Source organism: Streptomyces sp. NPDC079167, assembly GCF_040686735.1.
In the GTDB taxonomy this organism is placed as follows: domain Bacteria; phylum Actinomycetota; class Actinomycetes; order Streptomycetales; family Streptomycetaceae; genus Streptomyces.
Genome location: NZ_JBFBLO010000013.1, coordinates 60,310 through 72,587 on the forward strand (window position 1 = coordinate 60,310; position 12,278 = coordinate 72,587).

Consider the following 12,278-nt stretch of genomic DNA (forward strand, 5'->3'; position numbering starts at 1 on the left):
CACGTCGAAGAGGGCCCCACGCGGGTGCGTGGGGCCCTCTCGGATGTGTGCCGGATCAGCCCTGGTCGGTCAGGCGGGCGATCGCCTCGTCGACGGTGAGCTCCTCGCGCTCGCCCGTGCGACGGTCCTTCAGTTCCAGGACGCCCTCGGCCGAACGGCGGCCGGCGACGAGGATCTTCGGGACGCCGATGAGCTCGGAGTCGGTGAACTTCACGCCCGGCGAGACACCGGGACGGTCGTCGACCAGGACGCGCAGACCGGCGGCGCTGAGCTTCTCGGAGACGTCGAGGGCGAGTTCGGTCTGGAGCGCCTTGCCGGCGGCGACGACGTGCACGTCGGCCGGGGCGATCTCGCGGGGCCAGCACAGCCCCTTCTCGTCGGCGGTCTGCTCGGCCAGGGCGGCCACCGCGCGGGAGACGCCGATGCCGTACGAGCCCATCGTGACCCGGACCGGCTTGCCCTGCTGGCCGAGGACGTCGAGGGAGAAGATGTCGGCGTACTTGCGGCCGAGCTGGAAGATGTGGCCGATCTCGATGGCACGGTCCACCTGGAGGCCGGCGCCGCAGTTGGGGCAGGGGTCGCCCGCCTCGACGACGACGACGTCGAGGTGTTCGTCGATCTCGAAGTCGCGGCCCGCGACGACGTTCCTCGCGTGCTTGCCCTCCTTGTTGGCACCCGTGATCCAGGCGGTGCCGGCGGCGACGCGGGGGTCGGCGATGTAGCGGACCTTCTCCAGGCCCTGCGGACCGACGTAGCCGCGCACCAGGTCGGGGCGGCCCACGAAGTCCTCGGCGGTGACGAGCTCGACGACGGCGGGGGCGAGGTGCTCACCGAGCTTGCCGAGGTCGACCTCGCGGTCGCCGGGCACACCCACGGCCACGATCTCGCCGTCGACCTTGACCAGGAGGTTCTTCAGGGTGGCGGAGGCCTCGACGCCGAGGTGGGCGGCGAGGGTCTCGATGGTCGGGGTGTCGGGGGTGTCCAGCTCCTCGACCGGGCCGGTCGCCGAGGCGTCGGCGGCGGTGGCCCTGAAGGTCACGGCCTCGGTGTTGGCGGCGTAGTCGCAGTTCGGGCAGTCGACGAAGGTGTCCTCGCCGGCGGGCGCGGGGGCGAGGAACTCCTCGGAGGCGGAGCCGCCCATGGCACCGGAGACGGCGGAGACGATGCGGTGGTCGAGGCCGAGGCGCTCGAAGATCCGGATGTAGGCGGCGCGGTGCAGCTGGTACGCCTCGGCCAGGCCCTCGTCGGTGGTGTCGAAGGAGTACGAGTCCTTCATCTGGAACTCGCGGCCGCGCAGCACACCGGCGCGGGGGCGGGCCTCGTCGCGGTACTTGGTCTGGATCTGGTACAGGATCACGGGCAGGTCCTTGTAGGACGAGCACATGTCCTTGACGACCTGGGTGAAGATCTCCTCGTGGGTCGGGCCGAGGAGGTAGTCGGCGCCCTTGCGGTCCTTGAGCCGGAACAGCAGGTCGCCGTACTCGTCGTACCGGCCGCTCGCCTCGTACGCCTCCTTGGGGAGCAGCGCCGGGAGCAGGACCTCCTGGCCGCCGATGGCGTCCATCTCCTCGCGGACGACGCGGGTGATGTTCTCCAGGACCTTCTTGCCGAGCGGCAGCCAGGACCAGATGCCGGCCGCGGTGCGGCGTACGTAACCGGCGCGGACGAGGAGCTTGTGGTTGAGCGTCTCGGCATCCGCCGGGTCGTCGCGCAGTGTCTTGATCATCAATCGGGACATGCGCTGGACCTGGGCCATGATGAACTCCTGCTCGGAAGGGTGGTGAGCCCGAGGTTAGCCGGGGGGCCCGCGCGGGCGGAAATCGATTCCTCAGACCGGCCGGCGCAGCGGAAGGGGCGCGCCCATCACGGCGTACGGCTTGGGCGCGCTGGGGAAGAGCACCTGCCGGGCCAGGTCCTGGTAGCCCAGGGCGCGGTAGAGACCGCGGGCGGGGCTTTCGGTGTCGATCGCGGAGAGGATGGAACGGGGCAGGCCGACGGCGTCCGTGATGGTGGTGATCAGGCTCCGGCCGATGCCGCGCTGCTGGAACTCCGGGTGGACGTGGAGCTCGGTGATCACGAAGGAGTCGTCGAGCCAGCGCTCGGAGCCGGTGGCGCGCAGATACGGTTCGACGACGGTGGACCACCAGTGCGTCCGGTCGTTCGGTAGTCCGTAGACGAATCCGGCGAGCCGTCCGTCGGCGGTGGTGGCGCCGAGAGCACGTGCCTGCGGATGGTCGAGGTGCCGCAGCACGATATGGCGGCGTACGTCGATCTCGTCCTGGGTGAGGCCGAAGGCGAGGGCCTGTACGGCGAGGGCCTCGTCGACGCGGTCGGTGAGGTCGAGCGGTCCGACCACGATGCCGGGGGTCCCGGAGCCCCGTGGGGGCGTGGGGGTTGCTGCTGCCATGCGCGAACCCTACTGGCCGTACCGTCCGGTCAGAACAGCACGCTCATGAAGGCGCCCGTCTCGCGGAAGCCGACACGGCTGTAGGCCCTGCGCGCGGCGGTGTTGAAGTCGTTCACGTACAGGCTGACGACGGGGGCCACATCGCTGAGCGCGTAGCGCAGGACGGCCGCCATGCCCGTCTCGGAGAGTCCCCGGCCGCGGGCCTCGGGGGCGACCCAGACTCCCTGGATCTGGCAGGCGCGGGGAGTGGCCGCGCCGATCTCGGCCTTGAAGAGGACCTTGCCGTCCTCTATGCGTGCGAAGGACCTGCGGGTGGTGATCAGTTCGGCGACCCGGGCCTGGTAGAGGAGCCCTCCGTCGCCGGCCAGCGGGGAGACGCCGACCTCCTCGGTGAACATGGCCACGCAGGCGGGCATGAGGACGTCCATCTCCTCCTTGCGGACCCTGCGCACGAGCGGGTCGGCCGTCACCTCGGCCGAGGGGCGGTCGGTCACCATGAGCGGCTGGTTGGACCGGACCTCACGGGCGGGACCCCAACTCGGCTCGAGGAGACGCCACAGCTGGGCCGTGGGGCCGGCCGGACCGACGATCGAGGAGCAGCGGCGGCCGGCCCGCCGGGCACGGTCGGCGAAGGCCCTGACGGCCTCGGGGGTGGCGCAGATGGGCACGAGGTTGGCCCCGGAGTAGCAGAGCGAGCGGAGCCGGCCGTCGGCGTACCAGCCCCACATCTCGCCGCCGAGCCGCCATGGATCGAGCCCGGCGACCTGGACGCGGGAAGTCACGAAGGCGTTCTCGACGGGGGCGCTCTCAAGGATGGCGAGTGCGGCGGGGAGCTCGCCGGGGTCGAGGACCCGGGTAGTGGTCTGCGTCAACACTGGGGCCTCACCAAACGGTCTACTGATGTCCGCACTGTACCCAACAAGGCTGTGGGGTGCGCCCCGGGCAGGGAAGGCCGGTGGGCGGGGAAACGCGGCTGTGCCCCGCAGGACGGGGCCTGCGGGGCACAGCGTGGCGGTGGGTCAGCCGGCGATGGAGACCTGGGGTTCGCCCGAGGCGATGCCGTCCTTCTCCATCTGCTCCGCGATCTTCATGGCCTCCTCGATGAGGGTCTCCACGATCTTCGACTCGGGGACGGTCTTGATGACCTCGCCCTTCACGAAGATCTGGCCCTTGCCGTTGCCGGAGGCCACACCCAGGTCGGCCTCACGGGCCTCACCCGGGCCGTTCACGACGCAGCCCATGACCGCGACCCGCAGCGGGACCTCCATGCCCTCCAGGCCCGCGCTGACCTGGTCGGCGAGCTTGTACACGTCCACCTGCGCGCGCCCGCACGACGGGCACGACACGATCTCCAGCCGGCGCTGCTTCAGGTTCAGCGCCTCGAGGATCTGCAGTCCGACCTTGACCTCCTCGGCCGGCGGCGCCGACAGCGAGACCCGGATCGTGTCCCCGATGCCCTCGGAGAGCAGCGCCCCGAACGCCACCGCGGACTTGATCGTCCCCTGGAACGCCGGACCCGCCTCCGTCACACCCAGGTGCAGCGGGTAGTCGGACTGCGCGGCGAGCTGGCGGTAGGCGTTCACCATCACGACCGGGTCGTTGTGCTTCACCGAGATCTTGATGTCACGGAAGCCGTGCTCCTCGAAGAGCGAGGCCTCCCACAGCGCCGACTCCACCAGAGCCTCCGGTGTCGCCTTGCCGTACTTCTTCAGCAGCCGCGCGTCCAGCGAGCCCGCGTTCACACCGATACGGATCGGGGTGCCCGCGTCCCCCGCCGCCTTCGCGATCTCCTTGACCTTGTCGTCGAACTGCTTGATGTTGCCGGGGTTCACCCGGACCGCCGCGCAGCCCGCGTCGATCGCGGCGAACACGTACTTCGGCTGGAAGTGGATGTCCGCGATCACCGGGATCTGCGACTTCTTCGCGATCGTCGCCAGCGCGTCCGCGTCGTCCTGTGTGGGACACGCCACCCGCACGATCTGACAGCCCGAAGCCGTGAGCTCCGCGATCTGCTGCAGCGTCGCACCGATGTCCGACGTACGCGTCGTCGTCATCGACTGCACCGACACGGGTGCGTCCCCGCCGACCGCCACCGTCCCGACCTGGATCTGGCGGCTGACCCGCCGGTCGGCGAGCTTGGTCGGAACGTCCGGCATTCCGAGAGAAATCGCAGTCATGCGCTGAGCATCCCCAAGGTGTGGATCGGTGTGGATCGAGGTCCCGAGAACGGCGGGCTCCAGGCTTCGAGGTTACGTCACCGGAGGAGAACGGAGCGCACCTGTGCCGTCGAACCGCTCGATGGTGGGCGGCCGGACACCACCTGTGTGACCGGCCGCCATCCATGAGGCGGGTGTGGCGTCAGGTGATCTTCACCGGGTTCACGATGTCCGCGACCAGCACGAGCAGCGTGAAGCAGATGAAGATCCCCGCGACCACATAGGCGACCGGCATGAGCTTCGCCACGTCGAACGGCCCGGGGTCGGGCCGCTTGAAGACCTTGGCCACATTCCGGCGCAGGGCCTCCCAGAGGGCGCCCGCGATGTGTCCGCCGTCCAGCGGGAGCAGGGGCAGCATGTTGAAGAGGAAGAGCGAGAGGTTGAAGCCGGCCAGCAGGAACAGCATCATCGCGATCTGGTTCTGGGCCGGGACGTCGAGGTTCATCACCTCGCCGCCGATCCGGGCCGCGCCGACCACGCCGACCGGAGAGTCGTCCGCGCGCTCGCCGTCGCTGAACGCCGCGTTCCACAGGTCGGGGATCTTGGAGGGCAGGGCGATGATCGAATCGACGCCGTTCTCGATCATGTCGCCCATGCGGACGACCGAGTCGCCGAAGGAGAGCGGCAGGATCTCGGTCCTGGCGGCGAAGCCGAGGTAACCGGCGTCGACGAACTTGCCGGGTACGACCTCGCCGTCGCCGTCCTTCTGGGCGACGGCGTTCTTCTTCAGCACGGCGTGCAGGGTCTGTTCCCGGCCGTCCCGCTGCACGGTGACGGTGGCGGGGCCGATGGTCCTGCGGATCTCGTCCGAGAGGGTGGCCCAGTCGTCGATCCTCTTCCCGTTGAAGGCGACGATCTTGTCGCCCTCCAGCAGGCCGGCGGCCTTGGCCGGTGAGACCGGGTCGGACGCCTTGCACGTGTCGCGCTTCTCGCTCTGCGCGATCGTGCACTTCTGGACGCCGGCGACCTCGGTGGTCTGGGTCTGGAAGCCGAAGGTCATGGCCACGCCCATGAAGATCGCGACGGCCAGGACCAGGTTCATGAAGGGGCCGGCGAACATCACGATCACGCGCTTCCACGGCTTGCGCGTGTAGAAGAGGCGCGTCTCGTCGCCCGGTTCGAGCTCCTCGAAGGCGGCGGACCTGGCGTCCTCGATCATGCCGCGCCACGGTGAGGTGGAGCGCGCCTCGATCCGGCCGTCGGGCCCCGGGGGGAACATGCCGATCATGCGGATGTAGCCGCCCGCGGGGATGGCCTTGATGCCGTACTCCGTGTCGCCCTTCTTGCGCGACCAGATGGTCGGCCCGAAGCCGACCATGTACTGCGGCACCCTGATGCCGAAGAGCTTGGCCGTCGACAGGTGGCCCAGTTCGTGCCAGGCGATGGAGAACAGCAGACCCACGGCGAAGATGGCGATTCCGAGAATCGTCATCAGGATCGTCGTCATGCTCATGCGTGCGCCTCCGCTGTCGCTTCCGCCGAGAGTTCGCGGGCCCTGGACCGGGCCCAGGTCTCCGCTTCGAGGACGTCCGCGACCGTCAGTGAAGTTCCCGTGGCGGGGGCGCCGTGTTCGGCCACCACCGCTGTGACCGTATCCATGATGCCGTTGAAGGGCAGCCGTCCCGCCAGGAACGCCTCCACGCACTCCTCGTTGGCGGCGTTGAAGACCGCGGGCGCGGTGCCGCCCAGGGTGCCCACGTGCCGGGCGAGCCCGACGGACGGGAACGCCTCCGTGTCGAGCGGGAAGAACTCCCAGCTGGAGGCCTTCGTCCAGTCGAAGGCGGGGGCCGCGTCCGGGACCCGCTCGGGCCAGCCGAGACCGATGGCGATGGGGCCCCGCATGTCGGGCGGGGTCGCCTGCGCGAGGGTGGAGCCGTCGGTGAACTCCACCATCGAGTGAACGTACGACTGGGGGTGGACCACGACCTCGATCCGGTCGAACGGGATGTCGTAGAGGAGGTGCGCCTCGATGACCTCCAGGCCCTTGTTGACCAGGGTCGCGGAGTTGACCGTGATGACCGGGCCCATGGCCCAGGTCGGGTGCGCCAGGGCCTGCTCCCGCGTGACATCGGCCAGCTCGGCGCGCGTACGCCCGCGGAACGGGCCGCCGGACGCGGTCACCACGAGCTTGCGGACGTCGGCCCGCTTCCCCGCCGCGAGGGCCTGGAAGAGCGCGGCGTGCTCGGAGTCGACCGGGATGATCTGGCCGGGCGCCGCCAGGGCCTTCACCAGCGGGCCGCCGACGATCAGCGACTCCTTGTTCGCCAGGGCGAGCGTGCGGCCCGCCTTCAGCGCGGCGAGCGTGGGGGCGAGCCCGATCGAGCCGGTGATCCCGTTCAGCACGGTGTGGCAGGCGCTCGCCGCGAGTTCCGTGGCGGCGTCCGGGCCGGCCAGGATCTCCGGGAGCGGCTCCCCCGCCCCGTAGACCTCGCCCAGGGCCTCGCGGAGCGCGGGCACCTTGTCCCCGTCGGCCACCGCGACCGTACGTACGCGAAGCTGCCGCGCCTGCTCGGCGAGGAGTCGGACCCTGCCGCCGGCCGCGGAGAGCGCGGTGACGCGGAACCGGGCGGGGTTGCGCAGGACCAGGTCGATGGCCTGGGTACCGATGGACCCGGTGGAGCCGAGGATCACCAGATCCCGGCGGCCTTCCGCCGCGTCGAAGACGAGATGCGGATCGGCGAGGGGTGCGGGGCTGTCGCTCATGGCCCCCATTGTTGCCGCATCCGCTGTGCGCCGTGACAGCGCGCCCCCGTCGGCGCGGGCCTCAGGCCCGCGCGGCACGGAATTTCCTCCACTGGGCGGCGATGACGGCCTCCGGGACCCCGCCGATGTCCTGGGTGCCGAGGATCTCGCCGCGGAAGGCGAGCGTCGTGGAGCCGGATCGCAGGACGGTGAGGTACTCGTACAACTTCAGCTTCCCCTTCACGTCGAGGACGGTGAAGCGGTAGGCCTTCGCCTCGTCGGCCTCGTCCGCGAAGGCGGGCAGCGCGGCGGGCTCGACCTTCTCGTACGTCGCGCGCGCGACCGCCCGCTCCTCGGTGAGGCCCCCGGCGCACTCCCGGCCGGCCCTGTCCAGCGACTCCATGACCTTCGCGGCCTCGCCGTCGGCGTACGAGCGCAGGGTCACGTCGACGGTGACCCCGAGCATCTCCTCGGGCTTGTCGGCCTTGCGCTGCACCTGGGCGACGGGGTCGTGGTCGCTGACGTCACCGGCGAGGCTGACGAGCGGCTGGCAGACGGCGGGGTCGGCGGTGTAGGCGTCGCCGAGCGGCCCGTCCAGCGTGTACTCGGACGCGGTGAGCCCGCCGGCCCGCTCCCCGTCCGTGAACGCGGCGGCGGTGAGCTGCTCCTCGGTGAGCCCTTCGGCCGTCGCCGCCGTGCGCGAGGGGACAGGGCTCCTCGCAGCGCCGCCCTTGCCGTCGCCGTCGTCCCCGCCACCGCATCCGGTGAGCCCCACGAGGGCCACCACCGCGCATGCCGCCGCCACGCCGCCCCGTCGGCCACCCGCCCCGTACACCCCTGACATCCCCGCCCCTGCCTTCTGTTGACGCGCCGGGGATCCTCACCCCGGTCACGGCCGAGGCTCGATTGTGCGGCATCCGGAGGTCAGAGGTGCGTGTCGATGCCGAACTTCTCCCCCAGCCGCCGCATGTCCGCCACATCGCGCTCGGCCGGTTCGTAGCCCTGGTGGAACAGCGCCTGCTGCTCGGCCGAGATGCAGCGGACGGTGGTCGTCCCGATGGTGCCCGTGACGAAGCAGGCGGCCGGGTAGTGGAAGGGCTCCGCCGGGTCGAGCGAGGACTGGACCGCGGACCCGTCGGCGGCGAACTCCAGCGGGTGCAGGTCGATCTCGGGGCCTGACGGATGGCTGAGCACGAAACGGGCGGGGCGCCAGTCCAGCGTCTCGGTGTATCCGGCGGACTCCAGGGCGGCAACGACGGCGGTCTCCTGCTCACGGCGGTGCAGGAGGTCGAGATCCCGGTGCTCGCGGGTCTCCTCGCCGAGCAGGGCGTCGATGCCCCAGCCTCCGGCGATCACCACGTCGGCACCGGCTTCGCGCAGCAGGGCGAGGACGGACAGGACATCGTTCCGGGACATCATGCGGCGACCGTAGTGCGTCCTGCCGCCGGGCGCACGGACTTTTACGGCTGCGCGGTCCTCGCCCTACGGCAGCGCGGTCCTCGCCACGAAGCCGGCGAACTCCTCGTGGAAGCGGGGGAACGTCTTCCGTACGCAGCCGGGGTCGTCGTAGCTGATCCCGGGGGTGCGCAGCCCGGCGACGGCGAACGACATCACGATGCGGTGGTCGCCGTGGGTGACGATCTCGGTGGGGCGGGGGATGCCGGGGTGGATCTCGATCCAGTCGGGTCCGGTGTGGACGGTGATGCCCATGTTGCGCAGGTTCTCGGCACACGCCTCCAGGCGGTCGCACTCCTTCACGCGGGTGTTGGCGACGTCCTCGATCCGTACGGGCGAGCCGGCGAACGGCGCGATCGCGGCGAGGGTCGGCATGGTGTCCGAGATGTCGCGCATGTTGACCGTCAGACCGGAGAGCCGGCCGGAGGACCGTACGGTCGTGGCCCCGGCGGTCGTGGTGACCTCGGCCCCCATGCGGCGCAGCACGTCGGTGAAGCGCAGGTCGCCCTGGAGCGCGCCGGTTCCGAGGCCGGGGACGGTGACCTCACGGCCGGTGAGGGCCGCCGCGGCGAAGAAGTACGAGGCGGTGGACGCGTCGGGCTCGACGGCGTAGGTGGTGGCGCGGTAGCCGCCGGGAGACACGGTGAAGGTGTTCCCGTCCCGGACGACCTCGGCACCGAAGTCGCGCATCATCGCGAGGGTGATCTCGATGTACGGCGCCGAGACGAGCTCCGTGACCTCGATCCGCAGCCCCTCGGCGGTGAGCGGGCCGAGCATGAGCAGGGCGGTGAGGTACTGGGACGACTCCCCCGCGTCCAGGGTCAGTTCGCCGCCCTTGACGCCGGATGCCTCGATGGTGAGCGGGTGGTGGCCCTCCGCTCCTCCGTGGCGCAGGTCGACGCCGAGGGCCCGGAGGGCCTGGGTGAGGGGCGCGAGGGGGCGGCGGCGCATCTGCGCGGAGGCGTCGAAGCGGTACGTGCCGGTGGCCGCGGCGGCGGCCAGCGTCGGCAGGAACCGCGCGGTGGTGGCCCCGTCGCGGCAGTGGACCTCGGCGTCCGTCACCGCGGGTCCCGAGGGGCGGCCCTCGATGTGCCATCGGTCCGCCTCGCGGACGACCCCGTATCCGAGGCGGGTCAGTCCCTCGGTGAACCCCTCGGTGTCGTCCGAGTGCAGGGGGCGCAGGAGGGTGGTGGTGCCGTCCGCGGCGGCGGCCAGGAACAGGGCGCGGGCGGTGACGGACTTGGAACCGGGGATGTCGATGACGGTCACGGGCGGCCATTTTGCCGTGCGGCGGGCGTGCCCGCGGGGCGCGTCCAGGCAGTGGACGCGCCCCGCGGGTGTGCCGGGTTCAGCGGACGGTGCGGTGGACGTCCTCCCCGGTGGCCGGGCCGGGGGTGGCGTCGGCGATCCAGGGGCCGTCGCCGCTGGGGTCGATGACCCCCTCCTCCAGCCAGGTGTAGGTCCCGGAGAGGACCCCGTCGACGACACGCCTGTCGATGTCGTCGGTGTTGGACCACAGCCGGTTGAAGAGCTCCTCCACCCGGATGCGGGCCTGCCGGCAGAACACGTCGGCGAGCTGGTACGCCTCGCGGCCGTGGTCGTCGTCGGCCCGCAGGTGCTCCGCGCGGACACAGGCGGCGCTCATCGCGAAGAGCTCGGCCCCGATGTCGACGATCCTGCCGAGGAAACCCTGCTTGGTCTCCATGCGGCCCTGCCAGCGGGACATCGCGTAGAAGGTGGACCGGGCCAGCTTGCGGGACGCGCGCTCGACGTACCGCAGGTGCGCGGAGAGGTCGGGGTGGCCCGGGACGCGGAACTCCCCGTAGGCGTTGGGCAGCTGGCCGGGTCCGCTGACCAGCTTGGGGAGCCAGCGTGCGTAGAACCCGGCGGCGTTGGCGCCTGCCTTCGCCTTGTCGGAGAGCGGCTTGTCGGGGTCGATGATGTCGCCGGCGACCTTGAGGTGGGCGTCGACGGCCTCCCGGGCGATCAGCAGGTGCATGATCTCCGTGGATCCCTCGAAGATCCGGTTGATCCGCATGTCGCGGAGCATCTGCTCGGCGGGCACGGCGCGTTCGCCGCGGGCCGCGAGCGAGGCCGCGGTCTCGAAGCCGCGTCCGCCGCGGATCTGGACGAGCTCGTCGGAGATCAGCCAGCCCATCTCGGAGCCGTACAGCTTGGCCAGCGCGGCCTCGATGCGGATGTCGTTGCGGCTCTCGTCGGCCATCTGCGAGGAGAGGTCCACGACCGCTTCGAGGGCGAAGGTGGTGGCGGCGATGAAGGAGATCTTCGCGCCGACCGCCTCGTGCCGGGCGACGGGCCTGCCCCACTGCTCGCGGGCCGCCGACCACTCACGGGCGATCTTCAGGGACCACTTGCCGACGCCGACGCACATGGCGGGCAGCGAGAGGCGGCCGGTGTTGAGGGTGGTGAGGGCGATCTTGAGCCCCGCGCCCTCGGGGCCGATCCGGTTCGCTGCGGGGACCCGGACCTGGTGGAAGCGGGTGACGCCGTTCTCGATGCCGCGCAGTCCCATGAAGGCGTTGCGGTGCTCCACGGTGATGCCCGGCGAGCCGGCCTCGACGACGAAGGCGGTGATGCCGCCCTTGTGGCCCTCGGACCCGGGGACCCGGGCCATGACGACGAGCAGGTCGGCGACGACTCCGTTGGTCGTCCAGAGCTTCACACCGTCCAGGACGTAGTCGTCGCCGTCCGGGACGGCCGCGGTCGCGAGCCGTGCCGGGTCGGAGCCGACGTCGGGTTCGGTGAGGAGGAAGGCGGAGATGTCCGTCCGCGCGAGGCGGGGCAGGAAGGTGTCCTTCTGCTCCTGCGTGCCGAACATCTTCAGCGGCTGCGGTACCCCGATCGACTGGTGGGCGGAGAGCAGCGCACCGATCGAGGGGCTCGCCGAACCGGCCAGCGCGAGCGCCTTGTTGTAGTAGACCTGGGTCAGCCCGAGACCGCCGTACTTGGTCTCGATCTTCATGCCGAGGGCGCCGAGCTCCTTGAGGCCGTTGATGACCTCGTCGGGGATCCTGGCCTCGCGCTCGATGAGGGCGCCGTCGACGTGGGCCTCGCAGAACTCGCGCAGCCGGGCGAGGAAGGCCTCGCCGCGCCGCACGTCGTCCGGGGCCGGCAGGGGGTGGGGATGGATCAGGTCCAGCCGGAAGCGTCCGAGGAAGAGTTCCTTGGCGAAGCTCGGCTTGCGCCAGTCCTGTTCACGGGCGGCCTCTGCCACCTGCCGCGCTTCGCGCTCGGTGACTTTGGGGGCCTGGGGGATGTCGGATGGGGCGGACATGAGGAGCTCACCTCGCCGCGAGTCGGGATATGGGTCGGGCCGTACGCGTTCCGATCGGTGTCACTTGTCCGTATCTACCCGATCTGCGTCGGCCCCACCACCCTGCGCGGGGCTCCCGGCGGCGTACGTGACCGGCTTCGGCCGGCCGGCGGGGGACGGTTCACGGTGCCGCTCCCCGGCGCGGGTGGGGCGCGTCCGGCTCACATGCGGCGCTCCGGGCCGG

10 protein-coding genes are annotated in these 12,278 nt (G+C 71.0%); all 10 read right to left on the reverse strand.

The window, feature by feature from the left end:
- Positions 1-55: 55 nt before the first annotated feature.
- Positions 56-1,756, reverse strand: coding sequence for a proline--tRNA ligase (locus AB0P41_RS25910; protein ID WP_365934438.1), 1,701 nt, complete (start codon positions 1,754-1,756; stop codon positions 56-58).
- Between the two features lie 72 nt (positions 1,757-1,828).
- Complete coding sequence (locus tag AB0P41_RS25915; RefSeq protein WP_356713702.1) at positions 1,829-2,407, reverse strand: GNAT family N-acetyltransferase; 579 nt, start codon at positions 2,405-2,407, stop codon at positions 1,829-1,831.
- A 29-nt stretch (positions 2,408-2,436) separates the two neighbouring features.
- Positions 2,437-3,282, reverse strand: a complete 846-nt coding sequence (locus AB0P41_RS25920; RefSeq protein ID WP_356713701.1) for a GNAT family N-acetyltransferase — start codon at positions 3,280-3,282, stop codon at positions 2,437-2,439.
- Between the two features lie 144 nt (positions 3,283-3,426).
- Entirely contained in the window at positions 3,427-4,584 is a 1,158-nt protein-coding gene (gene ispG, locus AB0P41_RS25925; protein WP_356713700.1) for a flavodoxin-dependent (E)-4-hydroxy-3-methylbut-2-enyl-diphosphate synthase, read from the reverse strand.
- A gap of 181 nt (positions 4,585-4,765) precedes the next feature.
- Positions 4,766-6,076, reverse strand: a complete 1,311-nt coding sequence (locus AB0P41_RS25930; protein ID WP_356713699.1) for a site-2 protease family protein — start codon at positions 6,074-6,076, stop codon at positions 4,766-4,768.
- Positions 6,073-7,326 (reverse strand): 1-deoxy-D-xylulose-5-phosphate reductoisomerase, encoded by a 1,254-nt coding sequence (gene dxr, locus AB0P41_RS25935; RefSeq protein ID WP_356713698.1) that lies wholly within the window; start codon positions 7,324-7,326, stop codon positions 6,073-6,075. Before dxr ends, AB0P41_RS25930 begins: the two co-directional genes overlap by 4 nt.
- Before the next feature lie 61 nt (positions 7,327-7,387).
- Positions 7,388-8,149 (reverse strand): hypothetical protein, encoded by a 762-nt coding sequence (locus AB0P41_RS25940; protein WP_365934441.1) that lies wholly within the window; start codon positions 8,147-8,149, stop codon positions 7,388-7,390.
- A gap of 80 nt (positions 8,150-8,229) precedes the next feature.
- The gene (locus tag AB0P41_RS25945) at positions 8,230-8,724 is read right to left on the reverse strand and encodes a nucleotidyltransferase family protein (RefSeq protein WP_365934442.1); all 495 of its coding nucleotides are present in this window, start codon (positions 8,722-8,724) and stop codon (positions 8,230-8,232) included.
- A 63-nt stretch (positions 8,725-8,787) separates the two neighbouring features.
- Positions 8,788-10,029, reverse strand: a complete 1,242-nt coding sequence (aroA, locus tag AB0P41_RS25950) for a 3-phosphoshikimate 1-carboxyvinyltransferase (RefSeq protein ID WP_365934444.1) — start codon at positions 10,027-10,029, stop codon at positions 8,788-8,790.
- Positions 10,030-10,108: 79 nt separating this feature from the next.
- A complete protein-coding gene (locus AB0P41_RS25955) occupies positions 10,109-12,055 on the reverse strand; it encodes an acyl-CoA dehydrogenase family protein (protein ID WP_356713693.1) in 1,947 nt (648 codons plus the stop codon).
- Between the last annotated feature and the right edge of the window lie 223 nt (positions 12,056-12,278).

Coding starts and splice junctions, on each gene's coding strand:
- AB0P41_RS25910 (WP_365934438.1), bottom strand. CDS start 1,756: ATGGCCCAGGTCCAGCGCATGTCCCGATTGATGATCAAGACACTGCGC.
- AB0P41_RS25915 (WP_356713702.1), bottom strand. CDS start 2,407: ATGGCAGCAGCAACCCCCACGCCCCCACGGGGCTCCGGGACCCCCGGC.
- ispG (WP_356713700.1), bottom strand. CDS start 4,584: ATGACTGCGATTTCTCTCGGAATGCCGGACGTTCCGACCAAGCTCGCC.
- AB0P41_RS25930 (WP_356713699.1), bottom strand. CDS start 6,076: ATGAGCATGACGACGATCCTGATGACGATTCTCGGAATCGCCATCTTC.
- dxr (WP_356713698.1), bottom strand. CDS start 7,326: ATGAGCGACAGCCCCGCACCCCTCGCCGATCCGCATCTCGTCTTCGAC.
- AB0P41_RS25940 (WP_365934441.1), bottom strand. CDS start 8,149: ATGTCAGGGGTGTACGGGGCGGGTGGCCGACGGGGCGGCGTGGCGGCG.
- AB0P41_RS25945 (WP_365934442.1), bottom strand. CDS start 8,724: ATGATGTCCCGGAACGATGTCCTGTCCGTCCTCGCCCTGCTGCGCGAA.
- AB0P41_RS25955 (WP_356713693.1), bottom strand. CDS start 12,055: ATGTCCGCCCCATCCGACATCCCCCAGGCCCCCAAAGTCACCGAGCGC.